This is a genomic window from Nocardia sp. NPDC004260 (genome assembly GCF_053603155.1).
This window is the reverse complement of record NZ_JBSGEZ010000043.1, coordinates 29193-44941: the sequence shown is the minus strand read 5'-3', so window position 1 is coordinate 44941 and position 15749 is coordinate 29193. Positions and strand designations below refer to the sequence as shown.

Annotated in this window: 14 protein-coding genes; 4 read left to right on the top strand and 10 right to left on the bottom strand. The window is 67.5% G+C overall.

The genetic code is table 11. The annotated features are described in order from the left end of the window. Nucleotides 1-99: 99 nt before the first annotated feature. Nucleotides 100-807 carry a hypothetical protein gene (locus ACWEO7_RS23920; protein WP_450018021.1) on the bottom strand — a complete coding sequence of 236 codons (708 nt, stop codon included), beginning with the start codon at nucleotides 805-807 and terminating at the stop codon, nucleotides 100-102. Nucleotides 808-1113: 306 nt separating this feature from the next. Between ACWEO7_RS23920 and rfbB the strand changes: the two genes are divergently transcribed. Beyond that, a complete protein-coding gene (gene rfbB / locus ACWEO7_RS23915; RefSeq protein WP_452426229.1) occupies nucleotides 1114-2130 on the top strand; it encodes a dTDP-glucose 4,6-dehydratase in 1017 nt (338 codons plus the stop codon). Nucleotides 2131-2166: 36 nt separating this feature from the next. Here the strand turns inward: rfbB and ACWEO7_RS23910 are convergent, their stop codons facing one another. After that, entirely contained in the window at nucleotides 2167-3759 is a 1593-nt protein-coding gene (locus ACWEO7_RS23910) for a DUF2142 domain-containing protein (protein WP_452426227.1), read from the bottom strand. Next, on the bottom strand, nucleotides 3756-4730 hold the full coding sequence (locus ACWEO7_RS23905) for a glycosyltransferase (RefSeq protein WP_450018015.1): 975 nt from the start codon (nucleotides 4728-4730) through the stop codon (nucleotides 3756-3758). The genes ACWEO7_RS23910 and ACWEO7_RS23905 overlap by 4 nt, the downstream gene beginning before the upstream one ends. 147 nt (nucleotides 4731-4877) lie before the next feature. On the opposite strand from ACWEO7_RS23905, the gene ACWEO7_RS23900 reads away from it, so the two are divergent. Both ACWEO7_RS23900 and ACWEO7_RS23895 read left to right on the top strand, forming a co-directional pair. After that, complete coding sequence (locus ACWEO7_RS23900; protein ID WP_450018013.1) at nucleotides 4878-5414, top strand: GtrA family protein; 537 nt, start codon at nucleotides 4878-4880, stop codon at nucleotides 5412-5414. Nucleotides 5415-5548: 134 nt separating this feature from the next. Then, nucleotides 5549-7459, top strand: coding sequence for a glycosyltransferase (locus tag ACWEO7_RS23895; protein ID WP_452426226.1), 1911 nt, complete (start codon nucleotides 5549-5551; stop codon nucleotides 7457-7459). 84 nt (nucleotides 7460-7543) lie between these two features. On the opposite strand, the gene ACWEO7_RS23890 is transcribed toward ACWEO7_RS23895, so the two are convergent. The 7 genes from ACWEO7_RS23890 to ACWEO7_RS23860 all read right to left on the bottom strand — a co-directional run bounded on the left by ACWEO7_RS23890 (nucleotide 7544) and on the right by ACWEO7_RS23860 (nucleotide 14287). After that, entirely contained in the window at nucleotides 7544-8413 is an 870-nt protein-coding gene (locus tag ACWEO7_RS23890; protein WP_452426224.1) for an SDR family oxidoreductase, read from the bottom strand. Between the two features lie 142 nt (nucleotides 8414-8555). Next, nucleotides 8556-9272: a hypothetical protein gene (locus tag ACWEO7_RS23885; RefSeq protein WP_452426222.1), complete on the bottom strand. Its 717-nt coding sequence runs from the start codon at nucleotides 9270-9272 to the stop codon at nucleotides 8556-8558. Nucleotides 9273-9328: 56 nt separating this feature from the next. Next, complete coding sequence (gene rsgA / locus ACWEO7_RS23880; protein ID WP_452426220.1) at nucleotides 9329-10375, bottom strand: ribosome small subunit-dependent GTPase A; 1047 nt, start codon at nucleotides 10373-10375, stop codon at nucleotides 9329-9331. Between the two features lie 268 nt (nucleotides 10376-10643). Continuing rightward, nucleotides 10644-11660 carry a galactofuranosyltransferase GlfT1 gene (gene glfT1, locus ACWEO7_RS23875; RefSeq protein WP_452426219.1) on the bottom strand — a complete coding sequence of 339 codons (1017 nt, stop codon included), beginning with the start codon at nucleotides 11658-11660 and terminating at the stop codon, nucleotides 10644-10646. Between the two features lie 70 nt (nucleotides 11661-11730). Then, the gene (gene wzt, locus ACWEO7_RS23870; RefSeq protein WP_452426217.1) at nucleotides 11731-12567 is read right to left on the bottom strand and encodes a galactan export ABC transporter ATP-binding subunit Wzt/RfbE; all 837 of its coding nucleotides are present in this window, start codon (nucleotides 12565-12567) and stop codon (nucleotides 11731-11733) included. 10 nt (nucleotides 12568-12577) lie between these two features. Beyond that, nucleotides 12578-13459 carry a galactan export ABC transporter permease subunit Wzm/RfbD gene (wzm, locus tag ACWEO7_RS23865; RefSeq protein ID WP_450017999.1) on the bottom strand — a complete coding sequence of 294 codons (882 nt, stop codon included), beginning with the start codon at nucleotides 13457-13459 and terminating at the stop codon, nucleotides 12578-12580. A 225-nt stretch (nucleotides 13460-13684) separates the two neighbouring features. Continuing rightward, complete coding sequence (locus tag ACWEO7_RS23860) at nucleotides 13685-14287, bottom strand: bacterial proteasome activator family protein (protein ID WP_452426215.1); 603 nt, start codon at nucleotides 14285-14287, stop codon at nucleotides 13685-13687. Between the two features lie 253 nt (nucleotides 14288-14540). Here ACWEO7_RS23860 and ACWEO7_RS23855 point away from each other — a divergent pair, with 253 nt between their 5' ends. Further along, entirely contained in the window at nucleotides 14541-15743 is a 1203-nt protein-coding gene (locus ACWEO7_RS23855) for a cysteine desulfurase-like protein (RefSeq protein WP_355073057.1), read from the top strand. Nucleotides 15744-15749 lie beyond the last annotated feature (6 nt).

Here is a 15749-nt window from a genome sequence, read left to right as displayed (position 1 = left end):
GTTAACTTTTCCGCTCGCGGCGGAAATGAATGAAGCCCCGTCCGCGTGGACAGCGCGGAGGGGGCTTCGATTCGTTTCAGTTCTCCGTACGGTGGCGGATTACTTCGGGGCGACGAACGGCTGGTTGATGGTGGTGAAGTACTGGATCGCAGCACCGATGGCGACCGGGGCGGTGATCAGCAGCTGGCCCGCGAGGGTGCCGAGCGCGCCGACGGCGATGATGCCGCCGAGGCAGCCGATGGCCGCGGCCGGGATGAACGCGCCGAACAGGCCGACGATGGCCGCCGAGGCGACGGTCGCGCCGGCGATGCCGCCGAGGACGCAGCCGACGGCGCCGCCGCCGATGCCGCCGACCAGGGTGCCGATGGTGGCGCCGGTCGAGATGGTGTCCTTCATACGGTTGAAGGCGGCCTGCTCACGGTCGTACTCGGTCTTCCAGGGCGCCTTGTCCTCGAACGGCAGGGCGACGGGCTTGTAGGTCGCGTGCGCCATGTCGAACTGGGGGGTCAGGGTGGCGGTGTGGTCCGCGATCTCGGCAGCGATCGGGAACTCGAAGTCATCCACCCGGAAGGTCATCGGCATGCCGGTCAGCACGTTGCCGTTGGCCGCCTTGACCTTGAACACGCCATCCTCGACGACCATGGAACCGGCATCGGTCGTGATGATGGACTGGGTGTCGGTCGCGTGAGCGGTGAAGTTCACCGCGTCATCGGCCTCGGCGGCCGGAGCCGCGTTCACGGTGCCGGCGGTGACGCCGAGGGCGGCGATCAACAGTGCCGACGTCGCGGCGAATTTCCTCATCAGCATTTTGTTTGGAACCTCGATTGAAGCGTTCGGAGGGGACTAGACGAGCAAAATCTAGAGCAGCTAACGCGTGGTGAACCCCTTGTGACTGTTTATTCAAATTTTGTTCACCATCGAGACCCATGGCTTGGTGGGGTTGCGGAAATAGGCCCGCTGACCGGGCTTTTCCGTGCCATACCAATCTGAAAGTTCCAAACGCTGGGAAGTCAATGAGGCGAATGTCACAGATCAAAAACCTGGAGATCGTTAGGCCCCACCGGGGTTTCGAGTCCGTCGCCGGTGCGGCGCGGCCCCACGTACAGTCATGGGGTGCGATTGCTCGTCACCGGTGGCGCCGGATTCATCGGCGCGAACTTCGTCCAGCAGACCGTGTCCGCCCACCCGGATACGGCCGTCACCGTCCTCGACGCCCTGACCTATGCCGGGAACCGGGCCTCGCTCGACCCGGTGGCCGATCGCATCGAGTTCGTGCACGGCGACATCGCCGATCTCGAGCTGGTCGACGAACTGGTCAGCGGCGTGGACGCGGTGGTGCACTTCGCCGCGGAGTCGCACAACGACAACTCCCTCGCCGAGCCGTGGCCGTTCGTGCAGACCAATATCGTCGGCACCTATTCCCTCCTGCAGGCCGTGCGCAGGCACGACGTGCGCTACCACCACGTGTCGACCGACGAGGTCTACGGCGACCTCGACCAGGACGATCCGGCCTTCACCGAGACCACCCCGTACAACCCGTCCAGCCCGTACTCGGCCACCAAGGCCTCCAGCGATCTGCTGGTGCGCGCGTGGACCCGCTCGTTCGGCGTACGCGCCACGATCTCCAACTGCAGTAACAATTACGGGCCCTACCAGCACGTGGAGAAATTCATCCCGCGCCAGATCACCAATCTGATCGATGGGGTCCGTCCCCGGCTCTACGGGGCGGGACACCAGGTACGCGACTGGATCCATGTCGACGACCACAATCGCGCCGTGTGGGAGATCCTGCGCCGGGGCCGGATCGGGCAGACCTACCTGATCGGCGCCGACGGCGAACTCGACAACAAGTCGGTGGTGCAGATGATCCTCGCGGAGTTCGGCCGCGACCCCGGCGATTTCGACCACGTGACCGACCGGCCCGGCCACGATCAGCGCTACGCGATCGACGCGACGTTGCTGCGTTCCGAACTCGATTGGCGCCCCCGTTACGCGGACTTCCGCGCCGGATTGGCCGCGACGATTCAGTGGTACCGGGACAACGAGAACTGGTGGCGCCCGTACAAGGCCGCCACCGAGCACGCCTACCTCGCCGCGGGCGAGCGGACTCTCAGCGCGGCGGGAGACTGAAAGGCGCCCCGGGAGATACCCGAGACGCCGCGCCGCTCAGCCCCAGACGATGGTGTAGTACTTCGCCGCGGCCGCGATCAGCGCCACGCTCGTCGCCACCAGCACGGTGACGGCCGGGCCCACCGTCGGGGTCTTCCCCGCGGAGTCCGTGAGCCGCAGCGGCATCCAGCGCAGCAGCACCGCGAGCGTCACGATCGCCAGCGGCACGAAATAGCGGCCCTGCACGCCGTCGATGATGTAGTACCCGACCGGCGTGAACGACATATACAGCGTCACGTAGATCATCGCGACGCTCGCGGCCATGGTGAGGGCGACGATCAGGGTGCGGCGGAAGGCCGGGACGGTCATCCGTTCCGCGATGCCGATGCTCACCGCGAACGCCAGCAGGCAGGCCAGCATGGCGATGGCGGGCACGTCGACGTAGGCGAAGCCGAGTTCGCCGAAGAACTGGCTGAACCAGCGCTGGTCGCGCAGGGCGATGCTCTCGCCGAACACGTGCACGAACTCCGGTGGATCGCGCAGGATGCCGCTGAGCTGGTCGCCGGGACGCACCGAGTGCCACTGGTGCGGCGGCCGCATCAGGCCCATGCCGTCGCCGGTGGGCGCCGCGATCTTCATCCACACCGCGAACGCGAGCGCGCCCGCCGCGGCGAACACCCACGGAATCCCGCGCCGCCACCCGCTGAATCCGAATCGGTCGGCGGGCACCAGGGCGACCAGCAGCGCGAGCAACACGTAGGTGGGCTTGCTCACCGGCAGCAGGATCGTCGCGGCCAGCAGCGCGCCGATCTCCACCCGACCCAGTCGCGTGCCGAGGAACATGGCCTTCACCAGCAGCGCGGACACCAAGATGGCCAGCGCGTTGGTCATGGTGTCGGCGGTCACCGTGCCCGCCTGGAACACCGCGATCGGCAGCACGGCGACGGTGAACGCCAGCCACTGCACCCGGTGCGCGCGCAAGGCGTACATGCCGAACCCGACCACAGCGAGGTAGGCCACCAGTCCGGCGAACCGGGTGATCAGGAGCAGGCCGCCCACGTTCAGCCCGAAGAGCTCGCCGAGGCGGATGCCGATAGCGGCCGGAATGTAGGGGATCGGCGAGTAAGCCGCGGTATTGGTGAACCACACCGGTTCGGTGGCGTCCGAGACCGCGGCGCCGGTCAGTTGGTCGTAGCGGGCCGGGTCGGCCACCATGGGATCCGGCTCGTCCGGGTTGGTGGAGTAGTCCCGCAGCGCGTAGCCCATCAGCTCGGTGATGCTGGACGGGACGTCGCCACCGTAGGCGATGCCGCGATCGTCGTGGATCCGCTGCGGCAGGAACCCGCCGTGCGCGACCTGGTAGGCGCGACCGAACTGGGTGATTTCGTCATGACCCCAGAACGGCGGGGTGAGAACTGTGAACAGCGCACCGAAGATCGTCGCCAGCAGGGTGAAGGCGATCGTCGCCGCGCCCAGGCGCGTCACCACTCGCTCCGCGAGACCTTTCCCCGAGCGGTCCGTGCCGGTGGTCGCGGCCTCGGCGTCCACAGCTGGTAGCGGGGCGGTGTCGGTCGCGGGTAGCGGCGCGGTGTCCGAACGCTCGTCCAGATTCTCCTCCGGCGTCGCGGCCCGATCCGCCGAGGTCGTCAACGCCCGGCTCCGCCGTTGCCCGCGCTGCGCGGGTCCTCCGCGCCCACCGCGGTGTAGCGCAGGTAGACCAGGCGCGCGGCCTCGTGGCGGGAGCGCCGGATGCCGTCGAGGATCAGTCCCGCGGTCCAGGCGAGGCTGCCGAGCAGCAGCAGCGTGAAGGCGAGGAACAGCGTCGGGAACCGCGGCACCGTGTGGGTGTTGTAGAACTCGACGACGATCGGAATGGTCAGGACGATCGAAACCAGCCAGCTCAGCGTGCCGAACAGGCCGTAGAACGCGACCGGCCGCTCGTGCCGGGCCAGCCCGATGATCAGGGCGAGGATCTTGAATCCGTCGTGATAGGTGCGCAGCTTGCTCTCGCTGCCCGCCGGACGATCGCGGAAGCCGACCGGCACCGCCGTCCGCGGCACCCGCAGGTGCAGGGAATGCACCGTGAGCTCGGTCTCGATCTCGAATTCACGAGACACCGCCGGAAAGCTCTTCACGAACCGGCGGGAGAACACCCGGAAACCGGAGAGCATGTCCTCGACGTTCTCGCCGAACACCTTCCCGACCACGCCGTTGAGCACCTTGTTACCGGTCTCGTGGCCCGCGCGGTAGGCCGAGGCGCCCTCGTCCTGCTTGCGCACGCCGAGCACATGGTCGTAGGGGCCGTCGAGCAACGTCTTGATCATCAGCGGCGCGGCGGACGCCTCATAGGTGTCGTCGCCGTCGACCATCAAGTACACGTCCGCCTCGATGTCGGCGAAGGCGCGGCGCACCACGTTGCCCTTGCCCTTGGTGTGCTCGTGGCGCACGATCGCTCCGGCCTCGCGTGCGCGCTCGGCGGTTTTGTCCGTGCTCAGATTGTCGTAGACGTAGACGACGATTCCCGGCACGGCGGCCTGCAGATCGGCCACGACCTTGGCGACCGAGGCCTCTTCGTTGTGACACGGAACCACGGCGGCAATACGGAGCTCGGTGGAGTCCACCCGGGTCAATCCTCGCGATCGGTGGTGAATGTGGGAACACGGGGAGGGTACAGGGAACTCACAGTTTGCGCGTGGCCGACCTCACCGTGTGCGGCAGCGGAATTTCCCCGCGCGGGCGCTTCGGCGCTCCTGGGGTACCGTCGGGCCGTGCCATCCAGTGAGTCCACCGCACCCGCGGACGAGCCAGTGACGCAGGAGACCGAAGCGGTCGTTCGCAAGGTGCTCACCGCGCTGCGCAGAGGCGGGGCTTTCCTGGTGGTCGGCGCGATCGGGTTCCTGGTGGACGCGGGCACGTACAACCTCCTGGTCTTCTGGGGTGGCGAGGGCGTGCTGTATCACTACCCACTGCCGGCCAAGATCATCGCGATCGCGGTGGCCACGGTGGTGACGTATTTCGGCAACAAGTGGTGGACCTTCGCGCACAAGCCGACCGACAATCCCGGGCGCGAATACCTGTTGTACGCGTTGTTCAACGTCGTCGCGATCGGCCTGCAACTGGGCTGTCTCGGCTTCTCCCGCTACGTGCTCGACCTGTCCAGCCCGGTGTCGGACAACATCTCCGGTACGTTGATCGGGCAGATCGTGGCCGTGGTGTTCCGGTACTGGGCCTATGACAAGTTCGTCTTCACCGGAGCGCGAGCGGGTACCGGCAGTGCCACCGACAACGAATCGGCGAACGTTTAGCAATGCTTCGAGCACACGTCGGCGTGGCCGTACGGCGGGCAACCGCACGGGGCGGTTGATATCCTCACCCCCGCCGTGAAGGCATCGAGGGGCGTGTCTGTCCCGTCCGGCACAATGAGAATTTCGAGGATTTCATGGATCAGTCGGCTATCGAGGCCGTTACCGAAACAAACGATCGCTCGACGGCCGCTGAGGCGCCTGCCGCGCTGCGCGCCGACCATCGGGCGCCGGACCGGCTAGTGCTCCAGCGCGGTATCTTCGCCGGTCCGTCGGCGAAGGTGAGCGACGAGCTGTACGCCGTCGTGAAAGGTGGCGCGCACCGGGAACGCCAGACCCTGCGTTTGGACAAGGGCGCGACCGCGCACACCAACACCTATTTCGGCCGGTTCGCCGCGAGCTACTGGCAGCGCTGGACCACGGTCACCGAGGTGCGGGTCACCATGGTGCTCGACGTCGCCGCCAAGGCGAACATCCGTCTGGTGGCCTCCGACATCGCGGGTCACCGCAGGATCATCGACACCCAGCGGGTCGACGCGAGCGGTTCGGTCACCCTGACCGCCCCGCTCGACCAGTACGTCGACGGCGGCGCGCTGTGGCTGGAGTTCGACGCCATCGGCGGCGCGCTCGGCATCGCGGAGTTGAGCTGGACCGCCGTCGCGCCGGAACGCGTCCGTCCGGTCGCCGTCGCGATCTGCACCTTCAACCGTGCCGAGGACTGCGCCGAGACGGTCGCGGCGCTGTCCTCCGACCCGACCGTGCTCGCCGCGATCGACGCGGTGTACGTCGTCGACCAGGGCACCGATCTGGTCGAGAACCGGCCGCGATACCAGGAGGTCGCACCGGTCCTCGGCGAGAAGCTGCGCTACCTGCGTCAGCCGAACCTGGGCGGCGCGGGCGGCTTCACCCGGGGGCTCTACGAGGTGTCCGCGGTCAACGAGCACGCCGACGTCATCCTGATGGACGACGACATCCTGTGCGAACCGGAGACGGTGCTGCGCCTGAACGCGTTCGCCAACCTGACGGTCGAACCGACCCTGGTCGGCGCGCAGATGCTGTTCCTGCTCAACCCCGACTACCTCAACGTCGGCGCCGAGGAAGTGCACCTGAACCGGCTGCGGCACGGCCAGAAGGTGCCCAAGGCGCTGCGCAACACCAGCATGTTGAAGAAGAACCAGGAGCGCCGCGTGGACGCGGGCTACAACGCCTGGTGGACCTGCCTCATCCCGGCCGAGGTGGTCGCGAAGATCGGCCTGCCGATCCCGATCTTCTTCCAGTGGGACGACGTGGAGTACGGCATCCGGGCGCGCGAGCACGGTTTCGTCACCGTCACGCTCCCCAACGCCGCGGTCTGGCACGCGGACTTCTACTGGAAGGACTACGACGACTGGGCGCGCTACTTCAGCACCCGTAACTCGCTGATCGTCGGCTCGCTGCACACCGAGCTGGACGGTAAGGACATCGCGGGCCGGCTGTTCCGGGAGATGTCCGAGCAGCTGGTCGCGATGCAGTACGGCTTGGTGCACACCACCCTGCAGGGTATCGAGGACTTCTTGAAGGGCCCGAAGGTGTTGCGGGACGGCGGTATCGAGGCACTGGCTGCCGCGCGGACCAGCCGGGCCGACTACGCCGAGACGATCAAGCATCCGGCCTCGACGCCGCCGGTCCGTTCCGCGGACATCCAATTGCGCCGTGCCGGTGGGGAACCCAGCCGCGCGAAGCTGGTGCTGATCAAGCGCGCGATCAATCAGTGGCTGGGCCGCACCCAGCACGGCATCATCGGCGTGACCAGGGAAGACGCCTACTGGTGGCATGTCTCGCTGTTCGACCACGTGGTGGTCACCGACGCCTCGCAGTCCGGTGTCCGGGTGCGTCGGCGCGACAAGGCCCGCGCGCTGCGGCTGCTGCGGCGGATGGTGCGTGTGCTGCGTCGCCTGCGCCGCGAGCTGCCCGCCGTCCAGGCGCAGTACCGCGCGGCCATGCCGGAATTGACCAGCCGCGAGAATTGGGAGCGGTTGTACGGGATCGAAGGTCGGCGCGACAGCTGATTTCGTTGGTACATGGGGGACGGGCTGACCAGCTCGTCCCCCATCGCAGCCGCGAACGCTGCCGCCGCGGCCCCTGAATCCGGCCTAAAGACGCGGAGAGGCGGACAGGAAGAGGTCGGTGGTGAGTTCGCCATCGCCCGGGGTGACGCGGTACTTGTCCAGGTCGGTGATGCCGTGGGCGGCCAGAACGTCATCGTCGATGAAGAAGTTGCCGCTGGTCTCCTTGCCGGGCGAGGTGAGTACCAGGTATGCGGCGTCGGCGTAGATGTCGGGGGTGCGCGAGGTGGAGACCATCTCCTCGCCGCCGAGCAGGTTCTTCACCGCCGCGGTGGCGATCGTGGTGCGCGGCCACAGTGAATTGACGCCGATGCCGTCGCCTTTGAGTTCCTCGGCCAGCCCCAATGTGGTCAGCGACATGCCGTACTTGGCGATCGTGTAGCCCAGCGCCATGCCCGCCCACTTGGGGTCCAGGTTCAGCGGCGGGGACAGCGTCAGGATGTGCGGGTTGCGCCCGGCCTTCGCCGATTCGCGCAGATGCGGGATGCTCAGCTTGGACAGCAGGAAGCTGCCTCGGCAGTTGATGTCCTGCATCAAGTCGTATTTCTTCATCGGCAGTGCGTCCGTGGGGGACAAGTCGATCGCGGAGGCGTTGTTCACCACGATGTCGATGCCGCCGAACCGCTCGACCGTCTGGCGCACCGCCTCGGCCACCGACTCGTCGACGCGAACGTCGCCGACGAACGGCAGAACCTGCCCACCCTCCGCCTCGAGTTCCGCGGCGGCGGTGTGGATGGTGCCAGGCAGCTTGGGATGCGGCTGATCGGTCTTCGCGATCAGGGTGATGTTGGCGCCGTCGGCCGCGGCCCGCTTGGCGATCTCCAGCCCGATGCCGCGACTGCCGCCGGACATGATCATCGTCCGGCCCGCTAGCGGCTTGGATCCCGGTTCCGTCATCTGACCTGCTCCTTCGTTTCCGCCGCAGGCATCAGCCCGCGGCTGTACGCGCTTGCAGACTAAGCGTAAACCCGCTCATTATGCAACCAGTTGCATAGGTGGGGCGAAGAGAGGGCACCGCGTGCCGGTGCCCTCTTCCGGTTCAGGCCGTGGCGGCGATGAGCACGATGTTCAGCAAGAACATCAGGCCGACCAGGGCCCAGACGATGTACAGGAACAGCAGGCCCGGCGCTTTCTGCGGAACCGGTCCGATCGCGCCGTTGAGGAAGAGCACAACCGGCGGCTTGTAGTAGAACCGCGCGGCCTGTCCCTCGGCGATCGGCACGGTCACGTTGGCCGAACCCATGTCGAACAACCACGGGGTGGTGACCCGGACGTGGTACTGGCCCGGGCCGACCGGGATGTGGTTCGCGCCCCAACGGGTGTTGGGCACCCGCTGTCCGTTGACCAGGATCTTCGGCTTGGTCAGCGCGAGCATGAACGTCCAGAGCGAGTACGAGGCATCGATGGTGATGCCCGGCGGATCGGCGGGTCTGCCGTAGCCCTGCGGGCCGAACTGCTGCGGTTGACCGTACGGTTGCGGCTGACCGAACTGCTGCGGCTGGCCGTAGGGTTGCGGCTGCCCGTACTGCGGTGCGGGCTGGGCGAATTGGGGCGCGGGCTGCCCGTATGGCGACTGGCCCACCTGAGGTTGGGTGAGATGCGGCTGGCTCGGATGCTGCCCCGCGGGCGGCGCGTACTGCGCGGGCGCCTGCTGAGGCGGGTACTGGCCGACTGGCGGCTGCTGACCGAATGTCGGCTGTCCGGGCCATTGGCCGGGCTGCTGACCGGGTGGCGGGTACCCGCCGGGCTGACTCATCTATCCCTCCCAGATAGCGAACGATGCGAAGGGCACCCTACCGTGCCCGTGCTCGGTCAGCGTCGTGAGTTCCGCTCCCGGAACATCTTGCGGTGCTGCTTGCTGATGTCCCGCCAGGCTCGCTCGCGCTCGGCTTGCAGCCGTTTGTCGGTGCGCGCCCGCATCCACTCGTTCTCCCGGGCCAGCTTGTCGTAGCTGTCGAGCCTGCGCTGGGTGAGTTCGCCGTTGTCGATCGCCTCCCGCACCGCGCACCCGGGTTCGCCGTGGTGCGCGCAATCGCCGAAACGACACTGAGCGGCAAGGGTTGCGATGTCGCTGAAGGTCTTCTCGATGCCTTCGGCGGCGTCCCACAGCCCGACGCCGCGCAGCCCCGGCGTATCGATCAGGGTGCCGCCGCCGGGCAGCGGGCGCAGCTCCCGGTGCACCGTGGTGTGCCTGCCCTTCTTGTCGGTGTCGCGAACCGCGTTGGTGGCGAAGACCTCCGCGCCGAGCAGCGCGTTGGCGAGAGTCGACTTCCCAGCACCGGAGGGTCCGAGCAGCGCGACGGTGCCGTCGAGCATCGCCGTGAGCACGTCGAGCCCGAGGCCGGTGTTCGCGCTCACCTCGAGCACGGCAGCGCCCGGCGCGACGGCGCGTACCTGGGCGAGCGGGAGGTCGTCGGCCGCGTCGGCCTTGGTGAGCAGCACGATCGGCTGGGCATTGCTCTCCCAGACCAGCGCGAGCATGCGTTCGATGCGGCCGAGATCCACGTCGCCGTCGGCGGCGGCGCAGATCAGCACGGTGTCGACGTTGGCGGCGAGCACCTGGCCCTGGGACCGGCCGGATACCGACGATCGCATGATCGCCGATCGGCGCGGCAGCAACCGGCGCACCGCCGAGGTGGCGTCGACGGACACCCAATCGCCGGTGCACAGCCCGCTGACCTCGGAATCCGGACGCGGGCAGCGAGCGCGGGCGAGCCCGTCGGGCGTGGCCACATCGCATTCGCTGCGGTCCATGCGGATCACTCGCGCGGGCACACAGCCTTCCTCGATCATCGAGGCGTACCGCGCGGCAACGGCTTCGGTCCAGCCGTAAGGGACGAGAAGGTCGTGGTCGACCATGATGGAAGGAGTCCTTCGTCGGGCGCCGAACCCGACGAAGGGTTCAGCGAGCGGAGAATGAGGTGGAGTTTCGTGTGGCGGCATGACCGACGTCAGCTCGCCTGAACACGACAACCCGAACGTTCCTCGTCACGGTCCACACCTCCTTACCTCTCTCGCGGTTCTGCCCACTCTTGCACTCGACTCCGGCTCCGCACAACCGAATTAGCGATGGGTCGGGAGCCGCGCATCGGACTGATCCGACGCGCCGCGCGGCGACCTTCCGAGCTCAGTCGGGCTTGCCGAACTGCTCGTGGCGGCCGAGTGAGCGTAGGTGGAACCATTCGCGCAGGCCGGCCGGGTCGCGGCGGGTGACAAGGAAGAACCAGGAGAAGCGAACCCACTCCTGGGGCAGCAGTTTCCGCATACCCGGCTGCGACATCAAGTAGCCCCGGTTGCGGTAGGTGAAGTAGCGCTTCACCGGATCGTCGGGATATTGCGTGTGCATCCGGCCGCCGAGAATCGGCTTGAACTCCGCCGCACCGTTGGGATGCAGATACGCCGTCTGCAGGCAGGTGCCGAACGGCAGCCCGGAGCGCACCAGCCTGCGATGCACCTCCACCTCGTCACCGCGCACGAACAGGCGCAGGTCCGGCACGCCGATCACGTCGACCGCCCGCGCGGAGATCAGCGCGCCGTTGAACAGCGAGGCGATGCCGGGCAGGAAATCGTCGTCGCCGAGTTCGGAGCGCAGCCTGCGCCAGACCACGCCGCGGCGCAGCGGGAAAGCGAGGCGGTCGGGTTCGTCGATATCGCAGACGACGGGCGAAACCTCGACCAGACCGTGCCGGTTCGCGCAGTCCAGCAGGGTGGACAGCACATCGGGGCCTTCGGGCCTGCCGTCGTCGTCGGCGAGCCACACCCAGTCCGCGCCGATGCTCAACGCGTGCAGCATGCCGAGCGCGAACCCGCCCGCGCCGCCGAGGTTGTGCGCCGAGCCGAGGTAGGTGGATTCCACCGGCTGGTCGCGCACCAGATCGGCGACTTCGGTCTCGTTGCCGTTGTCCACCACGATCAGGTGGTCCACCGGCCGGGACTGCGAGGTGACGACCTTCAGTGACTCGGCGAGCAGTTCGCGGCGCTTGTGCGTGACGACGACGGCAACGACGCGCGGCTGCGAATCCGGGTCCGGCGCCGCGGTTTCCACGGCGGGGTCGGCGAGCTCGACGGCATCTTCCGCCGCGGAGCCGATCCGGGCCTGCGCCCCTTCGTCGATCGGGGTGTCCTGCCCGGTCGGCTCACTCATGCTGTGGCCTTTCCGGCATGAGCGGGACCCTCCATGGTCACGCTTCGCTGCCGCCTCCGGGCCTGACCGCTCATACCTGATTCCGCTCCAATTCTCGGTCTGATTTCTCGCCCCGCTCCGCTTCCATCTCGCGCAGCACGGTCGCGACGTGATTCCCCGCCTCCGGCCCCTCATAGGCTCGCACCACTTCTTCGATGCCGCCACGCAAGCGGATCTGGCCGTGGTCGATCCACAACGCCGTGTCGCACAACTGCGCGAGGAATTCGTTCGAATGGCTGGCGAAGACCAGGATGCCCGAACGCGCCACCAACGACTGCAACCGCTTGCGGGCCTTCTTCATGAATTCCGCGTCGACGGCGCCGATGCCCTCGTCGAGCAGCAGGATCTCGGGATCGATCGAGGTGACCACGCCCATCGCGAGGCGCACCCGCATACCGGTGGAATAGGTGCGCAGGGGCATGGACAGATATTCGCCGAGCTCGGTGAAATCGGCGATCTCATCGATCTTCGACAGCATCTGCTTGCGGGTCTGCCCGAGGAACAGTCCGCGGATGATGATGTTCTCGTAGCCGGAGATCTCCGGGTCCATGCCGACGCCGAGGTCGAAAACCGGCGCTACCCGACCGCGGATGCGCGCACTGCCCCGCGACGGTTCGTAGATGCCCGAGAGCAGGCGCAGCAGCGTCGATTTGCCCGCGCCGTTGTGCCCGACCAAGCCCACCCGGTCGCCCTCTTTCAGCGACAGGTTGATCTCCCGCAGGGCCTCGACCACGACGACGTCGGATTTGTTGCGTCCGATCGCGCCGCCGGCCTTGCCGAGGAACGCCTTTTTCAACGACCGCGATTTGGCGTCGAAGATCGGGAATTCGACCCAGGCTTCCTGGGTCTCGATACTCACACGACTCATCGGGGCGCTCCTATACCCAGTACGGTACGCGCGAACGGAACTGCTTCATCGCGAGGATCGCCACGATCCAGCCCAGCAGGGTGATCACGCCGACGACCAGCCAGTGCCGCAGTTCTTGCGGTTCGCCGAGCAGGGGCGCCCGGACGATCTCGAGATAGTGGAACGTCGGCACGAGTTCGGCCAGCTTCGCGCGGTCGCCGTTGTTCATCTGCGATTGCAGCGTCTTGGTCGTCCACATGACCGGGGTCAGCACGAACAGCATCAGCGTGGTGCTGCCGAGAATCGGCGCGATGTCGCGGTAGCGCGTGCTGAAGATGCCGAACACGATCGACACCCACATCGAATTCAGGAAGATCAGCGCGATCGCCGGAATCGCCATGAGGCTGGCCACCCCGAGATGACGCCACACGCCGAACGCGGCGAGCATCACCACGTAGATGACCATGTTGTGGGCGAAGAAGAGCAGTTGCCGCCACACCAGCCGGTAGACGTGCACGCTCAGGGCCGAAGGAAGCTGTTTGATCAGACCCTCGTTGGCGATGAAGACCTCCGAGCCCTCCAGGATGCTCGCGCTGATCACGTTCCAGATGATCAAGCCGACCGTCACGTAGGGCAGATACTCCCGCAGCGGCTGGCCGAGCAGCGCCGCGTACAGCACACCCATCGCCACGGCCTGCAAGCCGGTGGCGATGGTGATCCAGAACGGACCGAGCACCGAGCGCCGGTAACGCTGCTTGATGTCCTGCCAGCCGAGCGACAGCCACAGCTCCCGCTGCGCGAAGCCGACCGCGAAGTCCTGGAACGCGCGCCGGAAGGTCTGGGAGTCCGGCACGATCTTCGCCACGGAGGCTCCGGCGTGCAGGGTCTCCGTCTCCGGTGTGGCCGCGCTCACCGGGTCCTCCGGTGAGTCGTCGCCGGAATGCTCCGTGTGCTCGGCCGAGGGGTTCGGCGAGCTGTCATCTGAACGCGCTTGGTCATCGGAACCAACTGAGCTCTCTTCAGGACGCACCGCACTCGGATCGGAGACCGAGTCGGAGCGAGCGGCAGCGGCGGGCACGGTGCACGAGACTACCCCGGCCGCTTCCCGCCGCCGCGTGGCACACGCGCGTCACCGGTCTCACAGGTACTGGCCGGAACCGCCGGTAATGTGACCGGCTTGGCCGCCGCGCGGGTCGGCGGCGTTGAGGCCGGGCGGCAGCGCGCCTTGGCGCATCTGTTCGAGCTGGGCGCGCGCGGCCATCTGCTGGGCGAACAGCGCGGTCTGGATGCCGTGGAACAGGCCCTCCAGCCAGCCGACCAGCTGGGCCTGCGCGATCCGCAGCTCGGCGTCGGTCGGGACGGCGTCGTCGGTGAACGGCAGGGTGAGCCGCTCGAGCTCCTCCCGCAGTTCCGGGGCGAGGCCCTGCTCCAGCTCCCGCACGGAGGACGTGTGGATCTCCTTCAGGCGATTGCGGCTGGCCTCGTCCAGCGGGGCGGCGCGCACCTCCTCGAGCAGCTGCTTGATCATGGTGCCGATGCGCATGACCTTCGCGGGCTGCTCGACCATGTCGGCGAGCGATTCGCCGGATTCGTCCCGATCGTCCGACTCGTCCTTGTTATCGTCGGCAACGACCTGCGCGGTGAAGGGAGCCCCCGGTCCGGCCGCCGCCGGGATGGCCAACGGCCTGCCGTCGGGTCCGACGACGACGATGTGGTCCGGTGCCTCGTCCGAGTGCGTCATGGTCCCTATCATGTCGTGTTCGCTCCGAACGCGCTAAGCCGGTGCTCCGCGGACGGGGCACACCGGGCAGGACGCGGCGCATGTCGCTGGTACGCACTGCCCTGGGAGCCGGCGTTCTATTCTGTTCGGGTCGTGTGATTCGGATTTGTCGAAAGTCGGTCGCCATGCTGAGTCCCAGGTCGCTGTGCTCTCGCCACGATGTGGAGGGGAACGCGGTTACACAGGCTCGCCCGCTGCCCTTAGAGTGGCCAGCATGACTTACGACGTCGCGCGGGTTCGGGGCCTGATACCGTCCCTGGGCGACGGCTGGATCCATCTCGACCCGCAAGCGGGCATGTTGATCCCGGACGCGGTATCTCGGGCTGTTTCAACGGGTTTCCGAACTTCTTCCTTCTCGCATATCGGCCGAACCGCCGCGGCCGTGCGCAGCGCGGCGATTCTGGACGCGGCCCGCGAAGCCGTCGCGGACCTGGTCGGCGGTGACCCGGCGGGTGTCGTGCTCGGTCCCGACCGTGCGGTCCTGCTGGCCTGGCTGGCCGAATCGCTGAGTTCCCGCCTCGGACTCGGCACCGGCATCGTGTTGTCCAGGCTGGACGACGAGGCCAATGTCGCGCCGTGGCTGCGCATCGCCAACCGCTACGGCGCGCACGTGCGCTGGGCCGAGGTGGAGATCGAGACCTGCGAGATGCCGTCCTGGCAGTTCGAGGAGCTGATCGGACCCACCGCGCGGCTGGTCGCCCTCACCGCCGCCTCGCCCATCGTCGGCTCGGCGCCCGCCGTGCGGGTTGCCGCGGATCGGGTGCACGAGGTGGGCGGCCTGCTGGTGGCCGACGCGTTCGGCGCCGCGCCCTACGCGCTCATCGACATCGAGGAACTGAACGCCGACGTCGTCGCGTTGAGCGCACCGGCGTGGGGCGGTCCGCAGATCGGCGCGCTGGTCTTCCGTGACCCCGCGTTCCTGGATCGGATCCCGTCCATGTCGCTCAACCCCTATGCGAAGGGCGCCGAGCGGCTCGAGGTCGGCGGGCACCAATACGCGCTGCTCGCGGGCCTGACCACTTCGATCGATTTCCTGGCCGGGCTGGACGAGCGGGCCCACGGCACCCGGCGCGAGCGGCTGGAGATGTCGATCACCTCGTTGCAGGACTACCACGACCAGCTGTTCGAGCACCTGATGAGCATGCTGGACTCGATCCCCAGCCTCACTGTGATCGGCCGCGCGTCCACCCGCATTCCCACGGTCAGCTTCACGCTCGCGGGCATGCAGGCGGAGAAGGTCGCGGCGAAGCTCGCCGACAACCGGATCGGCACGGTGAGCGGTGTGCACGGCGGCAGCAGGCTGCTGGACGCGCTCGGCGTCAACGACGAGGGCGGCGCTGTGACCATCGGGCTCGCGCCCTATACCACCAAGTTCGAGATCGATCAGCTCGGCAGGGCGCTGCTGGCGCTGGAGTGAGCGCCG